Source organism: Mesoaciditoga sp. (assembly GCF_054006115.1).
Map to the genome: position 1 here is coordinate 22,326 of NZ_JBPNHS010000011.1, position 25,999 is coordinate 48,324.

A 25,999-nucleotide genomic window follows, 5' to 3' on the forward strand; every position below is an offset into this window, starting at 1 on the left:
GGTCACAGGGATTGCTGTGGCGATGTTGATTTTCTTGATAATTTCCAAAAAAAGGGAAAGAAAAGTAACTGTTTTCGATGAGGGGAGCATTTCAGAACTCATTGGAAGAATTCAGCATGTTACAAGTGTTAACGTAGATACGCTGGAAAAGAAGATAATAGAATTAAAGAGCGCGGTAAAAGAGGCGAATATTGCCTATGTGAAGTTAAACGAATCCATTTCTGACGCCAAAAATGTCTCAACAAACATTCTGCACGATAATTTTCAGAAGAAGCAAAAAATTTCTTCCACTATCCCACCTGACATTAAAAACGATACTGAAAGATCAAATAATTTCGATGAAGTTATTAAAAATGAAGATTTTGGTAAGTCTGAATTCGAGAAGAATTTTGACAAGGAGATTATAGAAAGAAAGAAGGATGAAAAATCCAAAAAGGTAAGTGAGTTAAAATTTATAAACGCTCAGAAGAAGATAAAAGAAAATGTAGAGCGTCTCAACACCTCTGTAAGAGTCTTAACAAAAGACGAGAAAATAATGGAGTTGAATTCAAGAGGATGGGATGCAAGAAAGATCGCTGAAAGCTTGAATATGGGTGTTGGAGAAGTTGCACTTATAATAGAGATGAATTCTCACATTTCAAAATCAAGGAGGGAGCAAGATGACGAAAAAGGAGTTTGAAAATCTTCAAAAGAGACTCTCTTACTCTAATGAGAGCGCGTGGAAAGTGTTGAATGAAGAAGAGGTAGACGATTTTTCAAAGTCTTACATGGATTTCATGCGAAAGGGAAAGACGGAAAGAACGTTAGTTGAAGAGAGTATCAAGATTTTGGAAGAAAATGGGTATGTTCCAATTGAAAAAGCGGATCCCAAAAAGGAAGTAAAAGCTTACAAAGTATACAGATCAAAAGCGCTTGCAATATACAGAATTCCCAAGGAAATAGAGGATGGATTTAACGTAATAGCTTCTCATATAGATTCTCCAAGGATAGACCTCAAACCAAGGCCAGTTATCGAAGATACTGACGTGGTTCTTGCCAAAACGCATTATTACGGCGGAATAAAGAAATATCAGTGGTTTAACATTCCTCTGGCTATAGTGGGAGTTATTGTTAAAGAAGATGGAGAAAGCGTGAAAATAAACGTAGGAAACGAACCAGGAGACCCGGTCTTTGTTATAAGTGATCTTCTCCCTCATCTTGACAGAGATCCAAACAAAAAATGCAGGGATATAAATGGAGAAATGCTCAATCTCATAATTGGATCAAAACCGTTGGTATTTGAAAAGATGGATTCTGCTGTTAAGATGAACGTCTTAAAAATACTCAACGAAAAGTACGGCATAGTTGAAGAAGACCTCATGAGTGCGGAGTTAGAATTGGTTCCAGCGTTTGAACCAAGGGAACTTGGTTTTGATAGAAGCATGATAGCGGCCTACGGACACGACGATAAAATATGCGCTTACGCAAGTTTAAAAGCGTTGTTGGATTCAAAAAAAATTGCAAGACCAACCGTCGTTGTTTTCTTTGATAAGGAAGAAATAGGAAGCGATGGGAGTACCGGTGCGAAAAATCAATTTTGGCTTCCACCTTTGAAAAAATTGCTTTCATTGAAAGGAAAAGATGTTAACGTTTTCTTCGATGAACTTATAGAGAACACAGCCGTTCTCTCTTCAGACGTTTCAGCGGCCGTTAACCCAACGTTCAAAGATGTTCACGAGATGAACAATGCCGCCATTTTAGGACACGGTATAGTTGTAACGAAATATACTGGCGCCTATGGAAAAGCCGGTGCAAGCGATGCGGATGCGGAATTTGTTTGGAAGATAAGAAAACTCTTGAATGATAACAAAGTGCCGTGGCAAACAGGCGAACTTGGAAAAGTTGACGTTGGAGGAGGAGGCACAGTTGCCAAATTCTTTGCAGAGCGTGGCATGCACGTAATAGATATGGGACCAGCTTTGCTTGGAATGCATTCTCCGTACGAAGTGGTTTCAAAAGCAGATCTTTACAGTTCTTACCTTGCTTACAAAGCTTTCATCTCTAATTTCAAAATGTGAATTAAGTAGAAAAAGCGGAAGCTCAAGCTTCCGCTTTTTTGATAAAAATGGAGTGAATATCACTTAAATGGTGTAAATTCTTCCTTTCCTCCCAAATAGCCGATCACTATTTCTTTAAATGTCGGATATCTTCCAATATCCTTATTCGTTTTTACCAAAATTTCGTTTCCCACGAAGCCAACAATCTCGCTTTGAAAAACCTTTTCATTTTGAGAAATAAGTCTATGAGATGCTTTTGCATCATCTACGTTGTCTTGATATATGATTTTGCCTTCTTTTATTATTCCAAAAGAAGTTGAAATTTCTTCCAATTCATATATCTCATGCGAAGAGATTAGAATGGTCTTTTTTTCTTCATTAGCATAATCGTTTATAATTTTCAAAACTTCTGCACGAATAAGCGGGTCAAGATGTTGAGTTGGTTCATCGAGTATGAGCAAATCAGCACCGCTTGCGAAGGTAAGAGCAATGTAAAATATGGTTTTCATCCCTATTGAATAAGTTTCAACTCTTTGATTGAGATCGAATTTGTAATGGATTGCAAAATTGGAGAATATCTCATCATTCCATTGTGGATAAAGTAAGCTCCAAATTTTAACGTAATCGCCACCGGTGAATCTTTTGAAAACTCGACGATTTTCGTTCATCACGGCAATTTTCTCTTTTAGTTTCTCGTTAAAAGGCTCGTCAAATATTTCTATTTTCCCGCCATTGGGCTTCAAGCTTCCGTACACGCATCTGAGAGTTGTTGTTTTTCCGGCTCCATTCGGGCCTATAAGTGAGAAGATCTCTCCTTTTTTTACTTCAAAACTTATACCGTTTAACACGCGTTTGTCTGAAAAATTCTTTTTAAGGTTTTCAACTTTTACCATCATTTTATCTTCCCCTTTCTTTCAAAGATGAAATACGAAATCATCAGCAACGAAAGGGCAAAGATCAATGCCAATGTCATGTTTTCTTGATAAATTGGACTTATCATTCTATACGGATTCAAATCATACCATCCAATAGAACCTAAAAATGCGTCTGCTATGAGCACGAGGAAGGGCACACCAAAGTTTCCAAACCCAAAGCTTGCCGAAAGCATCGCTATTCCAAAGTAAGCGCTTGAAAAGGTCAAGGTAGATAGGAATCCGTATCCAACACTCCAAGGACTTTGTATTACGAAAATGCTTTCAAAAGAGTAGCCTATCATCTGTGGAAAGATGGAGAAAACAAGTAAAAATACGTATGAAGACCAGAATACATCCTTACGTGAAAGAGGCAGTTCCATCATGATGTTGAATTTTCCATTGCACATGTCTCGTGGGAGAAGAACTAATGTGATCATTAAAAATATGAAGAAAATTCTCCAACTGAAGTTGGGTATTAAAAGAAGCAACGTTAAAATTAAAAGAAGTCCGGCTCTCTCTTTGAGAGTTTTGATGAAATAAACTTCAACTTTATTCACCTTTTTTCCACACCTCCTCAAGGATTAAGATCGTGGTGTTCAAATCCATGTTCATCTTTTTCAACTCTTCAACGCTTTTCTCCAAAATATCTACAACCTTTGGATTTATTATCTTTGAATTTTTTACGAAGTACCCCACACCATGTTGGGCTTCTACAATCCCATCCATCTGCAATTTTTCCAATGATTTCATTATGGTATTAACGTTCACTCCGAATACTTTTTTTAACTCTCTTACAGGTGGAAGTTGGTCACCAAATTTCAGATTTCCCAACACGATCTCTTTTTTTATCATGTTCATTATCTGCAAGTACGCTGGAATTCCGCTATGCTTATCTACCGGTTCTAACATTTTCAACCACCTTTCAATATTTCACTATTTTTACAAGCACTCCTGTTGTTATAGTTTCGAGCTTTCCAGCCTTTTGTGGAATCTTAACGCTAAACGTTCCGGCATTGCCTTTCAACGAAAAGAGACGCGTGCCTGACCATTCGTCTAAATAGTTTACACTTCCAATGGCACTGTTACAGTTCACTGCAAAATTTTGGACTCCATTTAAAGAAAGATGAGCAACAAGCCCATTGGCGTCTATTCTAACGGTACTCGCATTCATTTCTCCGGAAAGAGTAGCTCCATTACAGTTGATGATCATCTTTCCTACTTTAAAAAGACCATTCAAAGCTAGACCATTGCATTCAATGGTCATATCATTTACCTTTTCACTCATGTTACCTTTCAATGCCGTTCCGTTAGAATGTACCAGCAAACTGTTGTATTTGTTTTTGGTACCCATCTTTACAACGTAAGTGTAATTATTGTAGCGTTTCCCTTGAGGTGCAGATATTTCAAGCACGTTGTGTTTTCTCGTTGTGATCAAATTAGAAGGAATGCTTATTAGCGTTGAATCAGGAGAAAAATCAAGCTCCAATCCGCTCACGTACAAACGCACATCAGAAGCCGCTTTCAAGCTTTTATCGGGATAAAGCTTCTGGGGGCCATTGCTTTCTTTCTCTGGAAAGAAATCGTGATAACCGCCAAAAAATCTTTCAAACATGAAAGAGTGAAAGACTGGGTTATAAAATGGGTTTATGTAATCAAAAGTGTGAATTGCACTCAACGATACAAGAAAGAGGGCTGGCAAGAACACGAAGATCGTTACCAAAACGATGAAAAGCTTTCTAAAGCGTTGAAAAGATAGGGCAAAGATGATAACACCCAAAAAAGTAAAAACAATCTTCAATATATCTTGTGAAACGAAAAAAGCTAAGAAAGACAGTAAAAGGGCGAAAGAAACTTTTAAAAGTATTGGATACCGTTTTAGCATTTCACTCACCTCTATTTAAATAGTGTACTATAAAAGTATAACACATTTTATAAAAAGAGTCAATAGGATAAATTTTACCTGTCACCTATTTCTTGTTGACAAGAACCAAAAAAATGACTATAATTATGGTTAAGAGGTGAAAGAATGCTTGAAAAATTGCATTTTTACAGTGTTGCCGAAGCGAAAGCAGAGCTTTCAAAGATGCTTTCCGCTTTAAAAGATGGAGATGCCGTGATAACAAAAAATGGAATACCTGCAGCGGCGGTTATCAGTTATGATAAATACGTAAAAATGATGGATTTTTTGGAAAAGGTGAAAGATCTTTACCTTTTAGATATGGGAAACGCCACCATTGAAGATCCAATCAACAACATCTTAAAAGATTATTAGGAGGTGCCAAAATGGCAGATGTGGTGCTTGAACATGTGTGGAAAATTTACGATGGAAAAGTTGAAGCCGTTAAAGATGCAAATCTGGTGATAAATGACAAAGAATTTGCCGTTCTCGTTGGACCATCAGGTTGTGGAAAGACAACGACACTTAGAATGATAGCGGGACTTGAAGAAATCACAAAGGGAGAGATTAAAATCGGTGGAAAGGTTGTAAATGATGTTGAACCAAAAGACAGAGATATCGCCATGGTGTTTCAGAATTACGCTTTGTACCCGCACATGACGGTTTATCAGAACATGTCGTTTGGACTTAGGTTAAGAAAATTCCCAAAAGATGAAATTGATAGAAGGGTTAAAGAAGCTGCGCGTATACTCAGTATTGAAAATCTTCTTGATAGAAAACCAAAACAGCTTTCTGGTGGACAGCGTCAGCGTGTAGCTTTAGGACGTGCAATAGTGAGAAACCCGAAGGTTTTTCTTTTTGACGAGCCTTTGTCCAACCTTGATGCTAAGTTGAGAGTACAGATGAGAAGTGAGCTGAAAAAACTTCATTTAAGATTGAATGCTACAATGGTTTACGTCACTCACGATCAGGTAGAAGCCATGACGATGGCAGATAAAATAGTCGTTATAAAAGATGGTATCATTCAACAAATAGATTCCCCATTTAACGTCTATCATTATCCAAACAACGTGTTTGTCGCCGGTTTTATAGGTTCTCCATCAATGAACTTTTTAGATGCCGTTGTAATTGAAAAAGATGGGGACTTGTGGATAAGGCTTAAAAATGATATAATGCTTAAGGTTCCTCAGATATACAAAGAAGAACTCAAAGAATACATAAACAGAGAGATAATATTCGGCATCAGGCCAGAAGACATTTACGATAAAATGTTTGCCGTGGCGGCCAAGTCGGATAACACTGTGAGGGTAAGTGTAGACATATTGGAACCATTAGGCAATCAAACCATCCTTCACGCAAGGGTGGGAGACGACGTTATAGTCGCTTCTATAGATCCTAAAACAGAAGCGGAAGTTGGGCAATCAATAGATTTAGTCTTTGATATGTCAATGATGAGAGCCTTTGACAAGGAAACCCAGAAGGCCATAATTACCAAAGAAAAACTTGAACACGGATTGAATGCAAGCAAAAGTGCCAAAAAAGGTGATAATTTCCAAATGGGAAAAAGCGAATAATTTTTAAGTAAGAAATATAGGGAGACGGAGGTGTGCCCGAATTGGCTAAGGGGCCGGTCTTGAAAACCGGTGGCACTATGTGCCTTCTGGGTTCGAGTCCCAGCACCTCCGCCATTTTTTATGCTAGCGAGCGCAACAAATAAAGGTGAGACGAGCGTCTAACCTTTATTTTAAGCTATTAAAAACCATTAAATCCTTTTTATCACTACTGCCGTGCCCATGCCGCCACCGATGCATAGAGTGGCCAAACCCAGTTCCAAATCTCTTTTCATCATTTCGTATAAAAGTGTTACCGTTATTCTGTTACCCGAGCAACCTATGGGGTGTCCAAATGCGATGGCACCACCGTTAACGTTAGATCTTTCCATTATGTAATCTTTGGTAACGGAGTACATTTCTTGCCAATTTCTCATAACTCCAAGTGTTTGGACGGCAAAGGCTTCATTGGCTTCAAAAAGTTGAATATCTTTGAAGTTCAATCCCGCATTTTTTAAAGCTTTGTCTGTTGCGGGTACAGGTCCAAGGCCCATAACGATGGGATCTACACCACCCTGACCCCATGCGAATACTTCCGCAAGAGGGATTAAACCGTGAGCTTTGACGAATTCTTCACTTGCAATTACTATTGCACTTGCTCCATCGTTAAGGGTTGAAGAATTTCCCGCAGTTACAGTTCCATCTTTTTTGAAAGCTGGGCGAAGTTTTGAAAGTTTTTCCAATGAAGTTTCCCTTGGGCCTTCATCCGTATCGAATATCTTGGTTTCCTTTTTCAATTTAACCTCAATTGGAACTATTTCTTCTTTTAGTCTCCCAGAAGTTACCGCTTTTCTTGCTCTGTTCTGACTTTCCAAAGCGAACTCGTCTTGTTCCTGACGAGATATGTTCAGTCTTTTTGCTATTTCTTCAGCCGTTATTCCCATATGTACCTGGTTGAAAACGTCCGTTAAGCCATCGTATACCATGTGATCGACCATTTGTACATCTCCAAATTTTGTTCCAAATCTAACTTTTCCAGGCACAAGATAAGGAGCCTGTGACATGCTTTCCATACCGGCAGTTACAACCAAATCGGCTTGACCGGCAATTATATCAGTAGCGCCTATCATCAAGGCTTTCATTCCACTTCCACACACCATATGAACAGTAAAGGCCGGTACTTCCACAGGAATTCCCGCATATATAGATGCCTGTCTCGCGGGTCCCATTCCCTGTCCAGCGATAAGAACATTTCCAACTATCGTTTCATCAACTTCTTTGGGATCTATTTTTGCCTGTTCCATTGCAGCCTTTATCGCAGCGGCTCCTAATTTAGCAGCAGGAATATCTTTTAAACTTCCTCCGTAAACTCCTATTGCCGTTCTTTTTGCACCAACAATATAAACTTTTCTTGACATTTTTTATCCTCCTCATATATTCATATTTTTTTAAACCACTAAGCCTCCATCAACGCCAAGAACTTGTCCTGTTATGTAAGAGGCCTCATCCGACGCAAGAAATAAGTAAGCGTTGGCTATTTCTACGGCTTCTCCCATTCTACCAAGTGGCGTTTTAGAATTCATGTAATCGATAACTTTTTGTGGAACCTTTGAGGTCATTGGAGTTTTTATAAATCCTGGGGCTACCGCGTTCACGCGAATGTTGTATCTTGCAAATTCTTTTGCCCATGTTTTGGTCATTCCTATAACGCCGGCTTTTGAGGCAACGTAATTTGTTTGTCCAATATTGCCGTATACTCCAACAACAGATGAGGCGTTTAGTATAACTCCACTTTTCTTTTCCATCATGTAAGGTACAACTGCCTGTGTGACGTTGTATACTCCTTTTAAATTCACGTTTATGACAGCATCGAAATCTTTTTCCGGCATTTTAACAAGGAAATTGTCTTTTGTTATGCCAGCGTTATTTACAAGTATGTCTATTTTTCCAAGCTCTGAAGCTATTTTCTCGACAACTTCTTTTACCATTTCATGATTTGAAACGTCCATCTTGTAAGGATGGTATTGAGCACCAATTTCTTCAGCTGCAGCTTTCAAAGCTTCTTCATTAAAATCACATGCCGCCACTGTAGCTCCTTCTTCAATGAATTTCTTACACGTAGCCAGACCTATCCCACTCGCACCGCCTGTTATGAGCGCTACCTTTCCTTCTAACCTCATAAAATCCCTCCATCTTTTAATTTTTTGAAAACTCTGGCATTTAAATTTTAACCACGCTCACTTTATATGTTATCACCAAAAGCGTTCCAAACAAATACTTTTTGTATAAAATGGTCTATTTGAGAACTTCTTTATTGGAATACGTGATGCCTAAAAATAAAATCCACATTTGTGATTTGACGGAATCGAGACGCCTCCTTTCTGTCTTCTTTTTTTCATGAATTTCGAGAATCTCGTTCGAGCTGACAGGGTCCCAAATTTACAGTAGGTAGTTCTAACAGTAGGCATCATTAAAGATAATGCCTTTTCTCCAATCGACATGCTCTTTTCAAATGTTAAAGGGGGTGTTGAGATAGTCAAGAATTATCTTGAACGTTGGAAGATAGAAAGCTTTTTTAAGATGGCAAAGCAAGAGCTTGGACTCAAAGACTGCAAACTTTTGAGTGATGCGGCTCAAGAGCATTGGATGTTGTTGATCATCTTAGCGCACATGATTTTCAAAGACCATGAAATGTTGTTGAAAGAGAAATCCAATTTAAATTGCATAAATTGAGAGTAAGTTGATAACGACAGGATCAAAATTTACATCTGTAAAAAGCTGATGGTACAATATAAAAGAATGCAAAAAATGTGAATGTACAAAGGTGGTGGTATTTTGAAAGCGTTAGCTGATTGTTTTTCCTGCGTTTTAACGCAAATAAGGAGAAGTTTGGATGAGTGGGATGCAAGTGATGAAGAAAAATTTGAAGCAATGAGAAAGGCATCAATGAGTTTGGAAAAAGCTTACTTTGGGATGAAACCAACTGAACTTTCGAAACTTGCAAATGATGCAATTAAAAAATTCACGGGTATAAGGGATCTTTACACAAAAAGAAAACAGGCTCTCAATAAGAAAGCTCGAAGTATGGTAAAGGATGTGATCGAATTTTCCAATTCATCTTCTAATTCCCTGAAAGTTTTGGCAACAGCGGCAATTTTAGGTAACCATTTAGATCTTGGAGTTAAAGATATTGATTTGGATAAAGAAGATGAATTCTTGGATATGTTGAAAAACAAGACTTTGAAATTGGACAACTTTGATCTTTTTTATTCAAAAATGAAAAATGCAAAGTGTGTTCTGTACATTTTAGACAACACTGGGGAAGTTGTTTTTGATAAAGCTTTTTCAGATAAGCTGAAAGCGCTTTTCAATGTTTGTGTGAAGTTTGCCGTCAGAAGTGAACCAATTTTAAACGATGTCACGAAAAATGATGCTGTAGAAGTTGGAATTTCAACGGATGAGATAATCGATTCTGGTAGTCCCATGGCTGGTATGGACATGAACTTTGCAAGTGATGATTTTATGAAAACATGGGAAAAAGCAGATGTTATCATTTCAAAAGGCCAAGGCAATTTTGAGGGTTTAGATGACGTACACGATGAACGTCTCTTCTTTTTCTTAGAGGCCAAATGTCCCGTTATAGCCAGAGTGCTTAATGTCAACGTTGGTGATGCCATTCTGGCAAATTGGAAATAATAAAACACAAAATAAAAAGCGCAGATATCTGCGCTTTTTTGGTCGGGGCGACTGGATTTGAACCAGCGACCCCCTGTGCCCAAGACAGGTGCGCTACCTCTGCGCTACGCCCCGCTACAACGAAAGTATAACACAAAGCAAAGACCATTTTCAAGGTATCAAATTGATTTAAAAAAATATATATGAAATCGAGTCGATGAGTCAATTCGAGGCTTGACTTGAAAGCGCTCATATGGTAAAATTTATTCGTCTTTGAAAGAGACCTGTTAGCTCAGCTGGTAGAGCACTTGACTTTTAATCAAGGGGCCGCGGGTTCGAATCCCGCACGGGTCACCAACAGTGCGCGAGGGTGGCGGAATTGGCAGACGCGCTGGACTTAGGATCCAGTGGGGAAACCCGTGTGGGTTCAAGTCCCACCTCTCGCACCAAGAACGAGCGGGAATAGCTCAGTGGTAGAGCGTCTGCTTGCCAAGCAGAAGGTCGCGGGTTCGACCCCCGTTTCCCGCTCCATTTTTATTTTATTTGGAGCGCAGGTGTAGCTTCAGCAGGTTAGAGCGCCGCCTTGGTAAGGCGGAGGTCATGGGTTCGAATCCCATCACCTGCTCCAACGAGATAATTAAAAGGACACAATTCGTGTCCTTTTTTGTTTTTTCTTCAAAATTATTCTCAATTTATGTGCTGCTCAAATTGAATGAAGGTTGTACATGAATAATTTTAAGAAATTAAAAAGATGAACCCTCCTCGTCAATTACGCTGTTACTCAGTTTTTAGAAGAAAATCAAAGGAGCCCCCAAATTGAAAAGTCTGTTCCCATTTACAAAGGAATTATCGGCAGAGCCATTTTTCGTGTGGTATGGAAGAAGCCGGATAATGGGAGCAACAAAGCGCTTCATACGTAACGGAATCTTTCATGGATGAGTTTTGTCATCTTTCGAAGAGCGCTACCACTTCAAAATGATGTGTTTGTGGGAACATATCGACAATTTTTACGTTCTTCAGTTCAAACCCGTTTTTCATAAGAATTTTGGTGTCCCTTGCAAAAGTGGACGAATCACACGACACATACACTATCTTTTTTTTAGATAAAAGTGCCACTTTTTCTGCGGTATTTCTCAAACCGCCGCGAGGTGGATCAACTACAACAACATCGAATTTTTCTTCACTTTCCCATTCTTCAGTTTTTTGGACTTTGAATTCAACGTTATCAAAGCCATTCATACTCGCATTTTTTTGAGCGTAAATAATCGAGGAAGGCGAACTTTCAACTCCAAGAATTCTTTTGAATTTATCGTGAAACTGAAGGCTAAAAAAGCCTATTCCGCAATAGAGATCCAGAAGTTTCTCTCCATTTTGTACGTATTCTCTTACAATTCTTGATAGTATCCTCGCCCCCTCATAATTTACTTGAAAAAATGACTTTGCTGGCACTTGGTATTGAATATCGTTTATCTTCACATCAATGGTGTTTTTTCCTTGATGTGTCCTTTCTTTGCCACTTATGATAACATGGGAATGAACCTTTCTTTTTAACGATACGACATTATCAACATCTTCCAAAGATGGTGGTGTGAGATCTTTGGAAGATATGAATATCACCATAGTTTCATTGTTTCCTTCCCTTAGCACAACATGCTCAACTTTTGAAGAAAATCTTGGATGCTTTTTTAAAAGGATGCCAACTTTTTTCTTGAGTTCATTTAACCTTTCGGATAAGATTTCACACTTTCTTATCTTCACGAAATTATGGCTATGTTTTCGAAAGAAACCTAACTCGGAGTTTCTAACCACGAATTCTGCTTTGTTCCTGTAATGTTTTTCCTTCGTCTCAAAAATTTCCGGTTTTTTCACGTTGAATTTTGCTATTCTTTTCATCTGTTCTACAAATATTTCCTGTTTGAATTTCAATTGTTCTTCGTAAGATACGTCCATCCATTCGCATCCATCACACTCTTTGAAATGCCTGCATGATGGAACTATTCTGAACTTGGATGGTTGTAAAATCTTTTGTGTTTGGGCAAAAAAGACTCCTTTTTTACTTTCAATGATTTCCGCTTCCACTTCTTCGCCAGGATACGCACCTTTTACCAGAAACGTCTTTCCTTCTCCATAACATAATCCATAACCACCGTAGACCATCTTTTCAATTTTCAGTTTCAAAATTCGCTCCTCCATAATTTAAACGAAATCGTACCTGCCATTTTTCCATTTTGAGCACCAATTGTAAGATACACTCCATCTTGCCATTGGCCAATATTACCGGTAAAGCCTCCATGAATTTTAACACCATCTTCCTTCAAATTCATTTCAATCGAAAAATTCTTTGTATTGAATGCAAATAAAGCTCCAGAGGAAGCCACACTTATGTTCAATTTATCGTTGAAAATGGGGATTTGTGATGAAATGGCAAAACTCACTTTTTCAGATTTTGATTGAAAGTTCGCTTTCCACTTTGAATTCCCAAAGTTTCCGTTCACTTTGAAGTTAAACGTTTCATCGGTGGCATTCACGTTTTTTTGAAATGAATAAGAAAATCCAATTAACCCGAAATCTTTTGAAAGTTTTAAGCCAACGGATGAAGATGATATGCTTGCTTCGAATGAAATGGGATTAGACAATGAAAACGTAGCGCTATTCTTTTTCAAAAAATTGTCTTGAAAAAAGAAGGCAGAAAAATTTCCCATCTTTATTCCTTCAAACGTTGTAAAAACACCTTTTTTTAAGTTTAAACCCGCACGAACGTTTTTGTTTGAAGCTCTGAAGATCAGATTATCATTTTTTCCAACTTCTAAAAAAAGATTAGAATTATCTTGATCAAAAGAAACTTCCAACTCATTTAAATCTGAAGACATTTTCATCTTTCCAGAGTTATTGATGCAAGACAGAACAAAACCTAACCCTGTTTGTTGTGGAATTTCCATGGGTTTTCTGAAATTTGGGCTATTGTAATAAAGATCTAACACGTTGTTCATTCCAAGAAGATGAAATTTTCTGGAAAGTTTTACTTTAAAAGATACATTTTTCTCCACATTTATCCAGCTTGAAAGGGCGATCTTGCCGCTTTCTATTTTTGAAAATATGAAAAATTGTGTGTTAGTTGCCGACGAAGAAAAAGCAGCAGCCCCAAATTCAAATCTTTCTTTTGATAAAGCGAAAGCCTTACTGAAATTCAAAGCGTAAAGTGGGCAAGCGTTCGTCAAACTCTGATATTCAATACTAACAACATCTGAAGGGACCGCCTCTGGAACGATCAAGATCCCATCTTCGTAATTCAACTCGTATTTAGAAGATGAAAGTAAAACTCCATTTAGATAAACTTTTACACTTCCAAATGCCGCGCTCCCAATTGTAAATATTTGGTTTGGACGTTTCACCGTGAAGTTCAAAATTCTTCTGTACCCTCTCAGTTGACCAAGCGAAAAGTTAGGAGTAGAAAGCCCAACTATTGAAAAAGGATAAGCGCCGGCCACGTTCAATTGCACTGTTCCAATTTGCATATTCCAGGGGAGATAATCCACTATGAAAGTGTCAACATTTGTGTTTTGAATTTTTCCATAGACGTAAAAATTTGAATTTACGTTTCCCCAAAGTCTCACAGCCATGTTCTGTGTGATAAAAAAATCATTTGGAAGCGAGAAATCTTCAAGTATCTTCTCACTTCCAAAAGAAAAAGAAGTGTTAAAAGATTGGTTTATTTGAATGGTAAGAGAAAAAACTTTAAGGCTAACGAACATCAAAAGAGATGCCACGATGAAGCTTGTGACCGTTCTCCGCATCGCCGAAAGTTATCACCTTCTTAGACGGGAATTGTATTCTTTCGACTATTACTCCACCTTCACCGCAAGCGATCAATGCGTGATCACGTATGCTTACTATCTGACCGGCACTCCCTCTTTCCGTCATCGAAAGGCCTTTTACCCCGAAAAGTTTTACAGTTTCTCCATTCAATTTTGCACGTGCACCGGGGATTGAATCAAAGGCTCGTATTTTGTTCGCAACTTCTTCAGCCGGTTTATTCCAATCAATAAAGGTTTCCTTTAAAATTATCTTAGGGGCTTTGCTTGCCTCTCCACTTTGTGGAGTTAGAGGAATGTTTGGATTGGAAAGAAACTTTTCAACAACTTTGGCTCCAATCTCTGACAGCCTTTTGTAAAGGGTATCAAAGGTTTCGTAAGGATCCACTGGAATTTTTTCCGTCAAAGCGACATCTCCAGTATCCATGCCTTCATCTATTTTGAAAAGTGTCACGCCGGTTTGTGTTACTCCATCGAGAAGGGCTCTTTGAATTGGTGCCGCCCCTCTGTACTTTGGCAGAAGAGAAGCGTGAAGGTTGAAAAAACCTAGTTTTGTGCTTGATAGAAGTTCTTTTTTCAAAAATTGTCCAAAAGCTATCACTATGGCAACATCCGCATTGAGTTTTCTTATCTTATTCAAAATCTCTTGAGAGTTAACATTTTCCACTTCCAACAACGGAATACCGTTTTCTTTTGCGAATTCGGAAACCGGTGTGGGGGTAAGCTTTCTATTTCTTCCAGCGGGCCGTGGAGGTTGGCTAATGACCAAAGGGATATCATGCTTTTCATATATGTGTTTCAAACTTTCAATGGCAAATTCGGCAGAACCTAGAAATATTACTTTCATTTTACACCTCCAAAAAGCAAAAGCTCATTTTGCGTCTTTTGCCGACATTTTTTCCACTTTTTTCAATATCTCTGCACTTTTTTTCTTAATTTCACTCAATTTTTGCCTCAACAATTTTTTCTTTACGGCGCTTATGTAATCTATGAAAAGCTTGCCGTTCAGGTGATCAAATTCGTGTTGAAAAACTCTCGCTTCGTAGCCTTCCAATTCCCTTACGTATTCTTGATTTGCGGTATCGAAGTACTTAACCTTTATTTTCACAGATCGTGAAACTTCTTCAAATATGTCTGGAATACTCAGACAACCTTCCTCACCAAGCTCTTTTTCATCGGACATTTCAATAATTTCAGGATTCACCACAACATGGAGCTTTTCGCCAATATCATAAAGAAAGAATCTTTCAGAAATCCCAATCTGAGGAGCCGCCAATCCAACTCCATCTTCTACGTACATGGTGTTCGCCATTTCTTTTACGAATTCATCTTTCAGTGATGTTGGTTCTACCTCTTTTGCAATTTTTCTAAGAACAGGATCTCCGTACAACCTGATAAGCATTCAAATCACCTCGCAAGAATTATATCACGGTGAAAACAAAAAAGGGCTCGTTGAGAGCGAGCCCTTAAAAGGTGCTTATGGCAAAGAATACCACTATGTCAAATCGCAATCTGAATTTTAGAAACTTGAAATTTCTGCCCACAGACACTTGAGATAATTCGTCTCTGGCATAGAAAGTAAATGAGGATGATCCAGAGGTAATCCCGTCCACCCGATTTCTCTTACAATTTTTCTCTTTTCTATTGCACTTTTCATAACAACTTTTTTCAGCATTTCTTTGTCTATATTGTAAGCACACGAACAAAGACCGAATTTTCCATTTTCGTTCAAGTGATCTATTATCTGAACCATTAAATTCTTTAGTAATTCGAATGCTTTTGACTTTTGCGTTCGATCCTTTATTAAAGAAGGTGGGTCTGCGATGATCAGATCGTACATCTCTAAACCGTTCAAATTAAAAGCGTCCTGACAGATAAAGTTCACTTTTACTTTGTTCAATTCGGCGTTTTCATATGCCACTTTCAAATCTTCTTTTGAAATGTCAACAGCGTCCACTTTCATACCGCTTTTTGCCAACAAAATGGCAAAGCTGCCAGTATACGTGAATAAATCAAGTGCCTTTCCACCTTCAAATGTTAGCTTCTTTGCAAACTCTCTCGAATTTCTCTGATCGTAAAAAAATCCGGTTTTTTGACCCTTAACCACATCCACTTTGAATTTTAACTTACTTTCTTTCAGTATCTTTTCAGTAGGGTACAATCCGTAGATAACTCCCTTTTCTCTTGAAAGACCAGGTTCTGGCATCGACTCAAAATCACTTCTTTCATAAATGGTCATCGGAGCATATACTTTTACCATGGCGTTTACCATATCTTCTTTCATCTTTTCAAGAGCCTTCGATCTTATTTGAACTACCAGTGTATCGGCAAACCTATCGATGATAAGTGATGGAATTAGATCTCCTTCCGCGTTGAACTCTCTTCTGAACGCGGTAGGAAGGCTGCTCCTCCTTTTTAAAGCTGATTGGAACCTTCTAACGAAGAATTCTTCATTTATCTCCTCGTATTTTCTGGTTAAAAGTTTTAGGCGAGGATTAGCTCTCAGATTGTAAAGGCCTCTTCCCATGAATTCGTCTTCGAAGAAGATATTGGCGATTCCGACTTCTTCATCTGAATCAACGCTTTTTATCTCATCTTCGTATATCCAAAGGTGCCCCCTTTGAATCTTTTCTGCGCCTCTTTTTTTCAGATGGACTATTATCATATGCCACTCTCCAAGATTTTCTTTGCCATTGCGTACCGATGCCCCCTAACCGATACATAAACTCCTCTGTTTGATGACATTTTGGCGCTTTCCAAAAGGATTAGCATGCCTGCTGCTATTATCCTTTCCCTTCCCTTTTCCATGCCGGGAAGATTAGAGATTTCATTTAGAGACATGGAACATGCCCGCTTGTAAAGTGATTCGATTTCTTCTACGGGTATGTAAATTCCATGAATTGAATTTGCCGAAAAAGGTTTACCTTTTAAGACGCTCGCAACGGTTGTTCCCGTTCCACCAATAGAAACCAATGGAAGTTGTGGAAGAAAAGAAAGTTCTTTTTCTATGAAATCCTTCGCATTTTCCAATTGGTCATAGATTGGATAGGAACCTACATATTTTTCGGTTAACACTATGGCACCCATTGGTATGCTTCGCAAAATCAATTCTTTTTCGATTTTAAAAGAGTATTCCACGCTTCCTCCGCCAATATCCATAACCAACGGTGAACGAATTGGAATTTTCTCATCATCAGCTACAGAAAGGTAAGAGAGCTCCGCTTCTTCTTTTCCCGAAAGTATGCGTGCGCTGTCGAATTTTCTGGACAGCTTTTCAAAATACTTTGGAGGCAACTTTCGAAAAACTTCTGTTCCTACGATAATTCGTTTGCTCACGCCATATTCTTCACTTATTTTCAAGTACTTTTCTATGGTTTTAAGCGCTTTTTCAAAAATACCATCATCTTCACATTTCATCTTTCCCATTCCAACTACAGTGGAAAGATCCAGAAGATAATTTATTTTTCCATCTTTTTTTTCGGCTATGAGCAGAATGAAAGAATTGCTTCCCGCATCGACAACTGCGACTTTCACTGATTTTTTCCTTTCTAATGAATAACGCTAATCGTTTTTTCTGTTGAATTCGAGACGTAAACACTTCCTATTTTATCGTCGCCACTTACCCAACTTGGTCCCTTTCCAACTATAACACTTTGAATAACGGAATTTGTTTTGCCATCCAAAACACTTAATGTGTTGTCCGAGTTATTTGAAACGTATACAATATTTTTCTGAGTATCGATGTAAACGTGGCTCGGCGAATTTCCCACTTTTACCCTTTTCGAAATTTCATCTGTATTGCCGTCTATAACGTCCAACGTATTATTTGCCGCATCTGCGACGTATATTTCATTTGTAAATTCATTCACCGCAACTCCAACTGGCATTCCATTGATTTTTATCGTATCAGACAAAGTGTTATCTTTTCCATTTATCACGCTCACACTGCCATCACTTTTACTCGTAACGTATATCATGTTGGTTACGGAATTCACGGCGATATCGTTTACGGGTTTCCCTATACGAATTGTGGCCACTATTCGTGTTGGCGAAGCGCTTAAAACGCTCACCGCGTTGTAATACGAATTTGTAACGTAAACACAATTGTTATTCGCATCGTAAGCTATTCCCTGAGGAGTTCCTCCTATGAGGATTTCTTTCACTTTCACTTTACTTGGTGACGAGGCGGCTTCTATCATTGTTACAGTGTCTGTGGAAGAATTGGCGACGAAAAGACGGTTATCTTTTTCATCGTAACAAATACTTTCAGGAGAAGGGCCAGCCTTGTATTCGTATAACTTGTCGTAACCGTAAACGTCGTAAACCATAACTAAATTTGTAGATGAATTGGCAACAAACAGTCGTCCACCTTTATCATCCACAGCTAAACCTGATGGGCTTCCTTTCAAAGGAATGTAAAGCGTCTCTCCAACACCTTTGGACGCCGTGAAGTTAACGTCATTCTTTAAACTATCAACTTGCACTTCAGTTGGATTGAAGAGCCATCCGTTTTTAAGAGGCTTTACCTCTACCGTGCCTTTCAATTTATCGCTTTTCCAATAACCATTTAGATCTGTTTTCACGGATATTGCGGTACCTTGAGAGCTTTCAAATGTTATCGTTACGCCGGAGAGACCGTTTCCATTTTTGTCTTTAACATATCCGCTTACCCAATAATTCACGGGATTGGCGGTGAAATTCACGTTGTTTTCGCTCTTGTCGACGTATAAGCTCTTTGTTGGAGGGTTAAAAGTCCAGGCAGTTGCCTCTGGTGTGATCGTTGTTTCGCCTATCACACCACTTTCCGACCAATATCCGTTTTTGTCTGTGTAAGTCACTTTGTAACCGTTTGGATAAGAGACTTCTATTTTTACACCAGAAGCGGCGTTACCAAGAACATCCTTGACGTAACCACTTAACGTGTGAGTTGAAGAGTTCAAGAAGGTACATCCAGCTAATACAATTGTAATAGCGAGGAATAACGACGCAAGAAGAAATTTTTTAGCCATTGTTCAGGCCCCCTTAAATGATTTTCCCAACCAAATCGCAAATTTTAGACAACAACTCCTCATCCCATTTCGTGAAAGGCTCTGTTCTATGAGAATCTATGTCTAATTCTCCAACTACTTTCCCATTCTTGAATATCGGCACCACGATTTCAGACTTAACTTTTGGGCTGCAGGAAAGGTAGTTACTTTCCTTCGAAACATCTTGAACTACGAATGTTCTTTCCAACTCGGCAGCTTGACCACAAATGCCTTCTCCAAATTTGATTTTAACATGTTCTGTACTTTCTCCGATAAAAGGCCCCAATACCAATTCTTTCTTTTTATTCACTAAATAAAAGCCAACCCAATCGTAATGCTCAACGTTGGCTTCTAATATTTCGCAAACTCTTCTCAACTTCTTTTCCTTTTCTTTCGTGGCGTTAAGGGCACTTTCAATCTTGCTCAATATCCTTTCTTTTTTTGTTTCTTGCAACTCGTCCCATATTTTAAACGCTCTCCTTAAATGTGGTATGACTATTGACCCTCCAACAACAAGGCCTATTGCAAGCGCTTCTTCAATCTCTTTCGTCGTTACCCCATTTTCGTCAGAAGTAATGAGATGGTATTCGACACAGTCATCACACCTTAACACCAGTGAAGAAACGAGTCCAAGCAGTTCCTTTGTTTTCCGAGGTAAAGCACCATCCAGATAGACATTTGTATCTAAATTGTAGAATCTCTTTATATGTTTTTTAGCGTACTTCATCACCACGTCATTTAATTCATCTCTTTCTTTTTTAAAATCTTCTACTTTTTTTGTCATACAGTCATCCATCCTTTCACGTTTAGTTTTTAAAAGTTCTAAATACGATCAAAGACAACTCAATTGCTATCATCAAAGGAATAAGCCCAAACCCATAAAAAATGTTCCAGGCATTTGACACGCTTCCAATTGCCCAATCGGATATTGAAGCACCTATTCCAACAAAAGCAACAAAAAGCCCCATCAGGTTGCCGACTTTTCCACCAGCGTATTTTGTCAATATCGCTTGAATAGTTGGGTAAGTACTGGCAAAACCAAGGCCACTTAAAAACACGAAAATCAAAGCGAAATGGTAATTTGTACAAAACATGAAAGCAATAACAGAGATAAGTGAAAGGCTCACAACCAGCGTTAACCACTTTTTTTCTTCCATTTTCACGTAACTTGCTCCATATCTTCCAACGAACATTCCAATCCAAAATATTGAAGCCATGGCAGCCGCCAAAGGAATGTCTACATTTCTAATGTGAACGAGAAATGTGCTCACCCAGGCCGAAAAGCCCACCTCGTATCCGACGTATATCATTATAAGCAAGTTTAGGAATATTATCTTTGGATCCAACATGGCCTTAAAATTGAATTTTTCTTCTAAAACAATGGAAGGTTTTTTCATTTTTGTAGAAAAGAGAAATGCTATTAGGGCAATTACAGCTTCAACAACGTAAACGCTTCTCCATCCCAATGACCAATGGATAAATAAAGCCACAACGAAAGGACCTAGCAAAGCGCCCAGCGCAAAAAATGAGTTAACGTAATTCAACAAATTCGCCGCTCTATCTTTTTCAACAGTTCCGACAAGTGAGCCTACTCCTATCTCTGTTAGTCCTGTTCCCGCGTTTGCCACAAAACCGGCAAGTGCCAATTTAAAGAAATCATTGCTTAAAATATATCCAAGCGCTCCCAATGTTAAGAGCAATGCCCCAAGCTGTGCTATCACCTTTAAACCCATTTTATGGGCTAAAAAGGTGCAAAAAATTGAACCGGCTATGTAACCAAAAGTTCCGAATAAAAAAAGATAGCCACCTTGAAGATAATCTATGGAAAGATCGTTTAAAACCTTAGGAAGGGCACTCGACAGTATTACAACGTAAAAGCCAAATGCGAAAAAAGCGAAATAAGAATACATCTTCAGTTCTTTTGGGATCATTCTTCACCTCATATCGGCAACCCTTATATGGCGAGTTTTTAAAAGCTAACCAGCTTCTTACGACTCACTATTCTTTTTTCTTTAATTGTATTCTTACACATAACAAGTACGGAATGCAAATTTTTGTTTTTAGCAATTTTAAATAGAAAACGAAAGAGATCCAATGAAAACTCACTTTTCAAATGACAGGCAAAAGTTTTATTTTTAACTTCTTGAGCCAGGAATATTACAAAATAATTAAAATTATGATTTATATACTTAATAAAAACACCTTTTTTGAATTAAATATTGACATATTCGTTTTTTTAGTGTAAAATTTACACAATAAATTTAGCCTGCTTCAGGCAAGTAAGAAAGGGGAGAAATTAAATGAAAAAAGTGTTGGTGTTGATCGGTATCGCCTTGTTGATGATCTCAGCGGTATTCGGAGCGGAGACTGTGAAAATCGGCGTTGCCTTTCCGATGACTGGAGGAATCGCCGCATTTGGTCAAATGACTTTAAACGGTGTCAAAGTCGCACAAAGCTTGTATCCAACGGTGCTCGGAAAGAAAATTGAACTTATCGTTGCTGACAACAGATCTGACAAAACCGAAGCAGCAAACGTAGTTAGCAGATTGATAGATTACAACCATGTTGTAGCAATAATTGGCGAAATAGCGAGCTCCCATTCTTTGGCAGGAGGTTCCATCGCTGAGAAAAAACACGTTCCGATGCTTTCGCCGGCTTCAACAAATCCACTCGTGACTCAGGGAAAGCACTACGTTTTCAGAGCTTGTTTTATAGATCCATTTCAGGGACACGTTGCTGCAATCTTTGCTCATGACTACCTTAAGGCTAAAACGGCCGTCGTGTTTACCGATGTTGTTCAAGATTACAGTGTTGGATTGGCGAACTTTTTTATTAAAGATTTCACCGCCATGGGTGGAAAAGTCTACAGGGAATTCTATCAGAGTGGAGATCAGGACTTCAGTGCTCAGCTCACAGATGCTTTGAGTAAGAATCCGGATGTCATATACGTACCAGGGTATTATCCGGAAATTGCCCTGATGGCAAGACAGGCAAGGCAGCTTGGTTACACCGGTCCATTTCTCGCTGGTGATGGAGCGGAGGCGCCAGAACTTGTCAAAATCGGTGGAGACGCTGTAAATGGTGTTTACTACACGTCTCACTTCAACGCAGAGGCGCCGTTCACCAAAATTGGAAAAGAATTCGTTGCCAAATACAAAGAAATGTACAAGGAATCTCCATCTGCGTTGGCAGCTCTTGGATTTGATGCTTACCTATTGCTGAGAAATGCCATTCAACGTGCAAATTCCACAAATCCAGAAAAGATAGCCGAAGCTTTGAGAAATACGAAACATTTTGAAGGTGCTACCGGTTACATAACGATTGACAAATACGGAAACACCATCAAATCAGCCGTTGTAAATGTTGTGAAGAACGGTAAATTCACCTACGTTACAACTATAAATCCGTAATTTGTTCTGAATAAGATCTATTTTTCTGAGATGGGAATGCTTTAAAGGGCATTTCCATCTCGTTTAAAAGAGGTACTTGTAAAGGAGATGATCACGCTTGTCCCATCTTGCACAGAATCTCATAAATGGAACTCTTTTGGGTGGACTGTATGCACTTATAGCTATAGGATACACAATGGTTTATGGAATATTAAGGCTCATAAATTTTGCCCATGGCGATATATTGATGTGGGGAGTCTACTTTGCGCTTTACATGGTTGTAGCCTTGAGTATGCCATGGTGGCTTGGTTTTATTGTGGGAATTGTGTTAGCGGGATTGTTGGGTTTCAGTGTTGAAAAGGTGGCTTACAGACCTCTCAGAAACGCTCCGAGGATTTCAGCCTTGATAACGGCTATCGGTATTTCTTTCTTTTTGGAAAGTTTAGCCGTTGTTGTTTTTGGTGGCATTCCAAAATCTTTCAACGTCTATCCAAAATTTTTCAACAAGATTGTTATATTCAACCATCTTAGAATACAAATGCTGACCTTCTTCATACTTGGCGTCACGTTCGTTCTTCTTTTAGGAGTGCTGTGGTTACTTTACAGAACAAAAACGGGTACAGCTATGCGTGCCATCGCCACTGATATACCCACCACAAGTTTGATGGGAGCCAATGTTGATAACATAATAAGCTTGACGTTCATAATTGGTTCTATGCTGGCCGCAACGTCGGGAATAATGTGGGCTATGAGATATCCTCAAGTTCAGCCTTACATGGGATTTGTTCCAGGGTTAAAGGCGTTTATTGCCGCTGTTATAGGCGGAATAGGTTCTGTTCCAGGCGCAGTTGTTGGAGGATTCATTTTAGGCATGACGGAAATTCTCGTTGTTGGATTCTTTCCAAACCTGGCAGGATACAGAGATGTCTTTGCATACGTCATATTGATAGTTCTTTTGATGTTCAGACCTACTGGAATATTCACAGTTTATTCGGAACAGAAGGTGTAAGAATGGGCACGAAAAGGATATCTTTTAAAACCAATTTCATACTTACAAGCGCCTTTATCGTGGGAAGCGGTTTTCTTTTGTTGGGCGCGACACATTCTGTTGGAGATTACTGGGTCAGAATAATAACGTTGATGGCCATATATTCGATAATGGCCATAAGTTACACGCTTGTCAACGGCGTAACTGGGATTTTTTCTCTTGGTCACGCCGGCTTCATTGCCGTTGGTGCTTACACGGCCGCACTTTTGACTCTTCCCATTCAACAAAAAGCCATGTCATTTTTCATAGCACCTCTTATTTGGCCTTTGAACAGCATACAAATGGGATTCTTTCCCGCTACCATAATAGCAGGATTGGTTGCCGCCTTTGCCGCTTTCTTGGTGGGATATCCATCACTAAGAGTTACAGGCGATTACTTTGCCATAGCCACGCTCGCATTTGCAGAGATAATAAGGATAGTCATTCAAAATTCTTACAGCCTCACGAACGGCTCACTTGGTTTGAAAGGAATCCCCCCATATACCAACATTTGGTGGGCATGGGGATGGTTATTGGTGACGATTATAGCGGTAGGAAGTTTGAAATTCAGCAGCTACGGCCGCGCTTTGCGGGCGATGTCGGAAGACACCGTTGCGGCGAGGGCCATGGGAATAAACGTTTTCAAGCATCAGCTTATGTCTTTCGTTGTGAGTGGGTTCTTCGCGGGTATAGGCGGAGCTCTTTACGCCCATTGGCTTACCACCATCGACCCACGACCAACTAGTTTGGGAATAATGCTGACTTTCTTCGTGTTGATAATGATAGTTATCGGTGGTTTGGGAAGTATATCCGGCGCCGTTTTGGGAGCTATCTTCTTTGCTTTTGCGGCCCAATGGCTAAGAATAGTCGAGTCACCTATGAATTTCTTTGGAATCACAATTCCTGGTATTCCTGGAATGAGTATGCTCATCTTCGCAACGGTTTTCATATTGATCATGCTCTTCTGGAGGAGAGGTATCATGGGAAAAGACGAGTTGAGCTGGCAGTACATATACGATCACTTTACCAAGAAAGCAGGTGATCAAGATTAACGACAAAAACGACAGAAGAAAAGACGTATTGCGATTGGAAAATCTAACGATAAAGTTTGGGGGCTTAACAGCAGTTGACTCTTTTAACGGTTATTTGAAAGAAGGGGAACTCATAGGGCTTATAGGGCCAAATGGTGCGGGAAAAACCACGATATTTAACATGATAACTGGCATATACGCTCCCACATATGGAACGGTTACGTTCAACGGGATTGATATAACTGGTATGAAGCCTTACGTTATAACACATTTGGGCATTGCAAGGACTTTTCAGAACATAAGACTCTTTTCCGACATGACCGTGCTTGAAAATGTCCTTGTGGCAGAGCATTCGTGGTTGCAAAATTACAAAGCGCGCAAAATTCTCCATAATCATGAACCGGAAAAATTTCCAAAGCCTCACTGGAAACCATGGTTCTGGAGCGCCGTTTTGAAAACACCTGACTATTTGAAGATGGAACGTCAAATGAAAGATTACGCTTATGAGCTGTTGAAAGCCGTTGACCTGGAAAGATTTGCCCATTTGAAAGCCTCAGCGCTTCCATATGGCCCTCAAAGGAAGTTGGAAATAGCACGTGCTCTGGCAACCAGGCCTTATTTGTTGCTCTTGGATGAACCGGCAGCCGGTATGAATCCTCAAGAGACTCAGGAATTGGCTGATTTCGTTCAGGACGTTAGAAAGAAGTTCTCGGTTACCATTCTTTTGATAGAGCATGATATGAAATTCGTTATGAAGATATGCGAAAGAATATACGTTCTTGACTACGGTAAGATAATAGCGCACGGTGTTCCAGAAGAAATTCAAAACAACAAGAGAGTTATAGAAGCGTATCTTGGAGATGAGAGCTATGTCTGATGCGTTATTGGAGATAAAAGAACTTAACGTTTATTACGGTGCCATTCACGCTGTTAAAGGGATTAACATAAGCGTTAAGAAAGGTGAGATAACGACTTTAATAGGGGCAAACGGTGCCGGCAAAACTTCTACGTTGAATTCCATAGCGGGATTGATAAGAAATAAAAAAGGAAGCATTGTCTATAACGGAAAAGATATAACGCATTTAAAAGCGGATGCCATAGTTAAATCCGGTATTAGTTTGTCACCTGAAGGTAGAAGAATTTTTCCCAACTTAACGGTGGATGAGAATTTAAAAATGGGCGCCTATTTCAGAAAAGACAAAGATGGAATAAAGAGAGATCGTGAATGGGTACTCGAACTTTTTCCAAGACTTAAAGAGCGTTTAAAACAAATGGGTGGTACGCTTTCCGGTGGAGAACAACAAATGTTGGCCATTGCAAGGGCTTTGATGGCAAACCCATCTATTCTCATGATGGATGAGCCTTCACTTGGATTAGCGCCTTTGCTTGTAAAAGAAGTTTTTGAGGTTATAGAAACGGTAAAAAAAGAAGGGAAGACGGTTCTTCTCGTTGAGCAAAACGCTGCCGCCGCCTTGTCAATAGCGGATTATGGGTATGTTTTGGAAACGGGAACCATAGTGCTTGAAGGAAAAGGTAAGGAATTACTTGAAAACGACGAAGTAAGACGTGCATATCTGGGTGTTACCGTCTGAATTTTCGTAACGCTTCCTCCTACCACCGCCTGTGTTCACAGCAGGCGGC

General features: G+C 39.2%; 26 protein-coding genes and 6 tRNA genes. 16 read left to right on the top strand and 16 right to left on the bottom strand.

Features of this window, described 5'->3' with window-relative positions; genetic code table 11:
* Positions 1-16: 16 nt before the first annotated feature.
* Positions 17-679 (top strand): hypothetical protein, encoded by a 663-nt coding sequence (locus tag ACXJIN_RS02100; RefSeq protein WP_498043495.1) that lies wholly within the window; start codon positions 17-19, stop codon positions 677-679.
* A complete protein-coding gene (locus ACXJIN_RS02105) occupies positions 660-2,057 on the top strand; it encodes an aminopeptidase (RefSeq protein WP_456399152.1) in 1,398 nt (465 codons plus the stop codon). Before ACXJIN_RS02100 ends, ACXJIN_RS02105 begins: the two co-directional genes overlap by 20 nt.
* A 59-nt stretch (positions 2,058-2,116) precedes the next feature.
* Here ACXJIN_RS02105 and ACXJIN_RS02110 read toward each other — a convergent pair whose 3' ends face one another.
* The 4 genes from ACXJIN_RS02110 to ACXJIN_RS02125 are packed head-to-tail and all read right to left on the bottom strand — an operon-like array spanning position 2,117 to position 4,832.
* Positions 2,117-2,929: an ABC transporter ATP-binding protein gene (locus tag ACXJIN_RS02110; RefSeq protein ID WP_456399153.1), complete on the bottom strand. Its 813-nt coding sequence runs from the start codon at positions 2,927-2,929 to the stop codon at positions 2,117-2,119.
* Positions 2,929-3,507 (bottom strand): hypothetical protein, encoded by a 579-nt coding sequence (locus tag ACXJIN_RS02115; RefSeq protein WP_456399154.1) that lies wholly within the window; start codon positions 3,505-3,507, stop codon positions 2,929-2,931. Before ACXJIN_RS02115 ends, ACXJIN_RS02110 begins: the two co-directional genes overlap by 1 nt.
* Positions 3,500-3,859, bottom strand: coding sequence for a GntR family transcriptional regulator (locus tag ACXJIN_RS02120; RefSeq protein WP_456399155.1), 360 nt, complete (start codon positions 3,857-3,859; stop codon positions 3,500-3,502). Before ACXJIN_RS02120 ends, ACXJIN_RS02115 begins: the two co-directional genes overlap by 8 nt.
* 13 nt (positions 3,860-3,872) lie before the next feature.
* On the bottom strand, positions 3,873-4,832 hold the full coding sequence (locus tag ACXJIN_RS02125; RefSeq protein WP_456399156.1) for an energy-coupling factor transporter transmembrane component T family protein: 960 nt from the start codon (positions 4,830-4,832) through the stop codon (positions 3,873-3,875).
* A gap of 144 nt (positions 4,833-4,976) precedes the next feature.
* Here ACXJIN_RS02125 and ACXJIN_RS02130 point away from each other — a divergent pair, with 144 nt between their 5' ends.
* The 3 genes from ACXJIN_RS02130 to ACXJIN_RS02140 all read left to right on the top strand — a co-directional run bounded on the left by ACXJIN_RS02130 (position 4,977) and on the right by ACXJIN_RS02140 (position 6,535).
* The gene (locus tag ACXJIN_RS02130) at positions 4,977-5,222 is read left to right on the top strand and encodes a type II toxin-antitoxin system Phd/YefM family antitoxin (RefSeq protein WP_456399157.1); all 246 of its coding nucleotides are present in this window, start codon (positions 4,977-4,979) and stop codon (positions 5,220-5,222) included.
* Positions 5,223-5,233: 11 nt separating this feature from the next.
* On the top strand, positions 5,234-6,421 hold the full coding sequence (locus ACXJIN_RS02135; RefSeq protein WP_456399158.1) for an ABC transporter ATP-binding protein: 1,188 nt from the start codon (positions 5,234-5,236) through the stop codon (positions 6,419-6,421).
* 26 nt (positions 6,422-6,447) lie between these two features.
* Positions 6,448-6,535: transfer RNA gene (locus tag ACXJIN_RS02140), tRNA-Ser, on the top strand.
* A gap of 74 nt (positions 6,536-6,609) precedes the next feature.
* On the opposite strand, the gene ACXJIN_RS02145 is transcribed toward ACXJIN_RS02140, so the two are convergent.
* Both ACXJIN_RS02145 and fabG read right to left on the bottom strand, forming a co-directional pair.
* Positions 6,610-7,815 (bottom strand): acetyl-CoA C-acetyltransferase, encoded by a 1,206-nt coding sequence (locus tag ACXJIN_RS02145; RefSeq protein ID WP_456399159.1) that lies wholly within the window; start codon positions 7,813-7,815, stop codon positions 6,610-6,612.
* A gap of 30 nt (positions 7,816-7,845) precedes the next feature.
* The gene (gene fabG, locus ACXJIN_RS02150; protein ID WP_456399160.1) at positions 7,846-8,577 is read right to left on the bottom strand and encodes a 3-oxoacyl-[acyl-carrier-protein] reductase; all 732 of its coding nucleotides are present in this window, start codon (positions 8,575-8,577) and stop codon (positions 7,846-7,848) included.
* Positions 8,578-8,896: 319 nt separating this feature from the next.
* On the opposite strand from fabG, the gene ACXJIN_RS02155 reads away from it, so the two are divergent.
* Together ACXJIN_RS02155 and ACXJIN_RS02160 are read left to right on the top strand one after the other, a co-directional pair.
* The gene (locus ACXJIN_RS02155) at positions 8,897-9,130 is read left to right on the top strand and encodes a transposase (RefSeq protein WP_456399161.1); all 234 of its coding nucleotides are present in this window, start codon (positions 8,897-8,899) and stop codon (positions 9,128-9,130) included.
* A gap of 102 nt (positions 9,131-9,232) precedes the next feature.
* Positions 9,233-10,093, top strand: a complete 861-nt coding sequence (locus ACXJIN_RS02160) for a damage-control phosphatase ARMT1 family protein (protein WP_456399162.1) — start codon at positions 9,233-9,235, stop codon at positions 10,091-10,093.
* Between the two features lie 39 nt (positions 10,094-10,132).
* Here ACXJIN_RS02160 and ACXJIN_RS02165 read toward each other — a convergent pair.
* A tRNA-Pro gene (locus ACXJIN_RS02165) sits at positions 10,133-10,207 on the bottom strand.
* Positions 10,208-10,353: 146 nt separating this feature from the next.
* Here ACXJIN_RS02165 and ACXJIN_RS02170 point away from each other — a divergent pair.
* From ACXJIN_RS02170 to ACXJIN_RS02185, 4 genes are all read left to right on the top strand, one after another.
* A tRNA-Lys gene (locus tag ACXJIN_RS02170) sits at positions 10,354-10,429 on the top strand.
* 7 nt (positions 10,430-10,436) lie between these two features.
* A tRNA-Leu gene (locus ACXJIN_RS02175) sits at positions 10,437-10,521 on the top strand.
* Between the two features lie 7 nt (positions 10,522-10,528).
* Positions 10,529-10,603: transfer RNA gene (locus ACXJIN_RS02180), tRNA-Gly, on the top strand.
* A gap of 19 nt (positions 10,604-10,622) precedes the next feature.
* Positions 10,623-10,700 (top strand) — tRNA-Thr (locus ACXJIN_RS02185).
* 317 nt (positions 10,701-11,017) lie between these two features.
* On the opposite strand, the gene rlmD is transcribed toward ACXJIN_RS02185, so the two are convergent.
* The 9 genes from rlmD to ACXJIN_RS02230 form a co-directional block, all read right to left on the bottom strand.
* Complete coding sequence (gene rlmD, locus ACXJIN_RS02190; RefSeq protein WP_456399163.1) at positions 11,018-12,250, bottom strand: 23S rRNA (uracil(1939)-C(5))-methyltransferase RlmD; 1,233 nt, start codon at positions 12,248-12,250, stop codon at positions 11,018-11,020.
* Positions 12,247-13,866 (bottom strand): hypothetical protein, encoded by a 1,620-nt coding sequence (locus tag ACXJIN_RS02195; protein ID WP_456399164.1) that lies wholly within the window; start codon positions 13,864-13,866, stop codon positions 12,247-12,249. The genes rlmD and ACXJIN_RS02195 overlap by 4 nt, the downstream gene beginning before the upstream one ends.
* Positions 13,814-14,731 (bottom strand): methionyl-tRNA formyltransferase, encoded by a 918-nt coding sequence (fmt, locus tag ACXJIN_RS02200; RefSeq protein ID WP_456399165.1) that lies wholly within the window; start codon positions 14,729-14,731, stop codon positions 13,814-13,816. Before fmt ends, ACXJIN_RS02195 begins: the two co-directional genes overlap by 53 nt.
* A 24-nt stretch (positions 14,732-14,755) precedes the next feature.
* Positions 14,756-15,286, bottom strand: coding sequence for a peptide deformylase (gene def, locus ACXJIN_RS02205; protein WP_456399166.1), 531 nt, complete (start codon positions 15,284-15,286; stop codon positions 14,756-14,758).
* 117 nt (positions 15,287-15,403) lie between these two features.
* Positions 15,404-16,549: a class I SAM-dependent rRNA methyltransferase gene (locus ACXJIN_RS02210; RefSeq protein ID WP_456399167.1), complete on the bottom strand. Its 1,146-nt coding sequence runs from the start codon at positions 16,547-16,549 to the stop codon at positions 15,404-15,406.
* On the bottom strand, positions 16,546-17,418 hold the full coding sequence (locus ACXJIN_RS02215) for a Ppx/GppA phosphatase family protein (protein WP_456399168.1): 873 nt from the start codon (positions 17,416-17,418) through the stop codon (positions 16,546-16,548). Before ACXJIN_RS02215 ends, ACXJIN_RS02210 begins: the two co-directional genes overlap by 4 nt.
* Positions 17,419-17,432: 14 nt before the next feature.
* Complete coding sequence (locus tag ACXJIN_RS02220) at positions 17,433-18,893, bottom strand: YncE family protein (protein WP_456399169.1); 1,461 nt, start codon at positions 18,891-18,893, stop codon at positions 17,433-17,435.
* Between the two features lie 13 nt (positions 18,894-18,906).
* The gene (locus ACXJIN_RS02225; protein WP_456399170.1) at positions 18,907-19,695 is read right to left on the bottom strand and encodes a carboxymuconolactone decarboxylase family protein; all 789 of its coding nucleotides are present in this window, start codon (positions 19,693-19,695) and stop codon (positions 18,907-18,909) included.
* A 22-nt stretch (positions 19,696-19,717) separates the two neighbouring features.
* Positions 19,718-20,842, bottom strand: a complete 1,125-nt coding sequence (locus tag ACXJIN_RS02230; protein ID WP_456399171.1) for an MFS transporter — start codon at positions 20,840-20,842, stop codon at positions 19,718-19,720.
* A gap of 369 nt (positions 20,843-21,211) precedes the next feature.
* Between ACXJIN_RS02230 and ACXJIN_RS02235 the strand changes: the two genes are divergently transcribed.
* The 5 genes from ACXJIN_RS02235 (at position 21,212) to ACXJIN_RS02255 (ending at position 25,950) form a co-directional block, all read left to right on the top strand.
* Complete coding sequence (locus tag ACXJIN_RS02235; RefSeq protein ID WP_456399172.1) at positions 21,212-22,321, top strand: ABC transporter substrate-binding protein; 1,110 nt, start codon at positions 21,212-21,214, stop codon at positions 22,319-22,321.
* A 97-nt stretch (positions 22,322-22,418) separates the two neighbouring features.
* Complete coding sequence (locus tag ACXJIN_RS02240) at positions 22,419-23,309, top strand: branched-chain amino acid ABC transporter permease (protein ID WP_456399173.1); 891 nt, start codon at positions 22,419-22,421, stop codon at positions 23,307-23,309.
* Between the two features lie 2 nt (positions 23,310-23,311).
* Positions 23,312-24,379, top strand: a complete 1,068-nt coding sequence (locus tag ACXJIN_RS02245) for a branched-chain amino acid ABC transporter permease (RefSeq protein WP_456399174.1) — start codon at positions 23,312-23,314, stop codon at positions 24,377-24,379.
* The gene (locus tag ACXJIN_RS02250; protein WP_456399190.1) at positions 24,369-25,235 is read left to right on the top strand and encodes an ABC transporter ATP-binding protein; all 867 of its coding nucleotides are present in this window, start codon (positions 24,369-24,371) and stop codon (positions 25,233-25,235) included. The genes ACXJIN_RS02245 and ACXJIN_RS02250 overlap by 11 nt, the downstream gene beginning before the upstream one ends.
* Positions 25,228-25,950, top strand: coding sequence for an ABC transporter ATP-binding protein (locus ACXJIN_RS02255; protein ID WP_456399175.1), 723 nt, complete (start codon positions 25,228-25,230; stop codon positions 25,948-25,950). The genes ACXJIN_RS02250 and ACXJIN_RS02255 overlap by 8 nt, the downstream gene beginning before the upstream one ends.
* The last annotated feature ends 49 nt before the right edge of the window (positions 25,951-25,999 follow it).

Excerpts from the sequence above, each read along its gene's own strand:
- ACXJIN_RS02135 (WP_456399158.1), top strand. The coding sequence starts at position 5,234 with ATGGCAGATGTGGTGCTTGAACATGTGTGGAAAATTTACGATGGAAAA.
- ACXJIN_RS02120 (WP_456399155.1), bottom strand. The coding sequence starts at position 3,859 with ATGTTAGAACCGGTAGATAAGCATAGCGGAATTCCAGCGTACTTGCAG.
- ACXJIN_RS02255 (WP_456399175.1), top strand. The coding sequence starts at position 25,228 with ATGTCTGATGCGTTATTGGAGATAAAAGAACTTAACGTTTATTACGGT.
- ACXJIN_RS02245 (WP_456399174.1), top strand. The coding sequence starts at position 23,312 with ATGGGCACGAAAAGGATATCTTTTAAAACCAATTTCATACTTACAAGC.
- ACXJIN_RS02105 (WP_456399152.1), top strand. The coding sequence starts at position 660 with ATGACGAAAAAGGAGTTTGAAAATCTTCAAAAGAGACTCTCTTACTCT.
- ACXJIN_RS02230 (WP_456399171.1), bottom strand. The coding sequence starts at position 20,842 with ATGATCCCAAAAGAACTGAAGATGTATTCTTATTTCGCTTTTTTCGCA.
- ACXJIN_RS02155 (WP_456399161.1), top strand. The coding sequence starts at position 8,897 with ATGCTCTTTTCAAATGTTAAAGGGGGTGTTGAGATAGTCAAGAATTAT.
- ACXJIN_RS02210 (WP_456399167.1), bottom strand. The coding sequence starts at position 16,549 with ATGATAATAGTCCATCTGAAAAAAAGAGGCGCAGAAAAGATTCAAAGG.
- ACXJIN_RS02130 (WP_456399157.1), top strand. The coding sequence starts at position 4,977 with ATGCTTGAAAAATTGCATTTTTACAGTGTTGCCGAAGCGAAAGCAGAG.
- fabG (WP_456399160.1), bottom strand. The coding sequence starts at position 8,577 with ATGAGGTTAGAAGGAAAGGTAGCGCTCATAACAGGCGGTGCGAGTGGG.
- ACXJIN_RS02235 (WP_456399172.1), top strand. The coding sequence starts at position 21,212 with ATGAAAAAAGTGTTGGTGTTGATCGGTATCGCCTTGTTGATGATCTCA.
- ACXJIN_RS02145 (WP_456399159.1), bottom strand. The coding sequence starts at position 7,815 with ATGTCAAGAAAAGTTTATATTGTTGGTGCAAAAAGAACGGCAATAGGA.
- fmt (WP_456399165.1), bottom strand. The coding sequence starts at position 14,731 with ATGAAAGTAATATTTCTAGGTTCTGCCGAATTTGCCATTGAAAGTTTG.
- ACXJIN_RS02195 (WP_456399164.1), bottom strand. The coding sequence starts at position 13,866 with ATGCGGAGAACGGTCACAAGCTTCATCGTGGCATCTCTTTTGATGTTC.
- ACXJIN_RS02110 (WP_456399153.1), bottom strand. The coding sequence starts at position 2,929 with ATGGTAAAAGTTGAAAACCTTAAAAAGAATTTTTCAGACAAACGCGTG.
- ACXJIN_RS02225 (WP_456399170.1), bottom strand. The coding sequence starts at position 19,695 with ATGACAAAAAAAGTAGAAGATTTTAAAAAAGAAAGAGATGAATTAAAT.
- def (WP_456399166.1), bottom strand. The coding sequence starts at position 15,286 with ATGCTTATCAGGTTGTACGGAGATCCTGTTCTTAGAAAAATTGCAAAA.
- ACXJIN_RS02125 (WP_456399156.1), bottom strand. The coding sequence starts at position 4,832 with ATGCTAAAACGGTATCCAATACTTTTAAAAGTTTCTTTCGCCCTTTTA.
- ACXJIN_RS02220 (WP_456399169.1), bottom strand. The coding sequence starts at position 18,893 with ATGGCTAAAAAATTTCTTCTTGCGTCGTTATTCCTCGCTATTACAATT.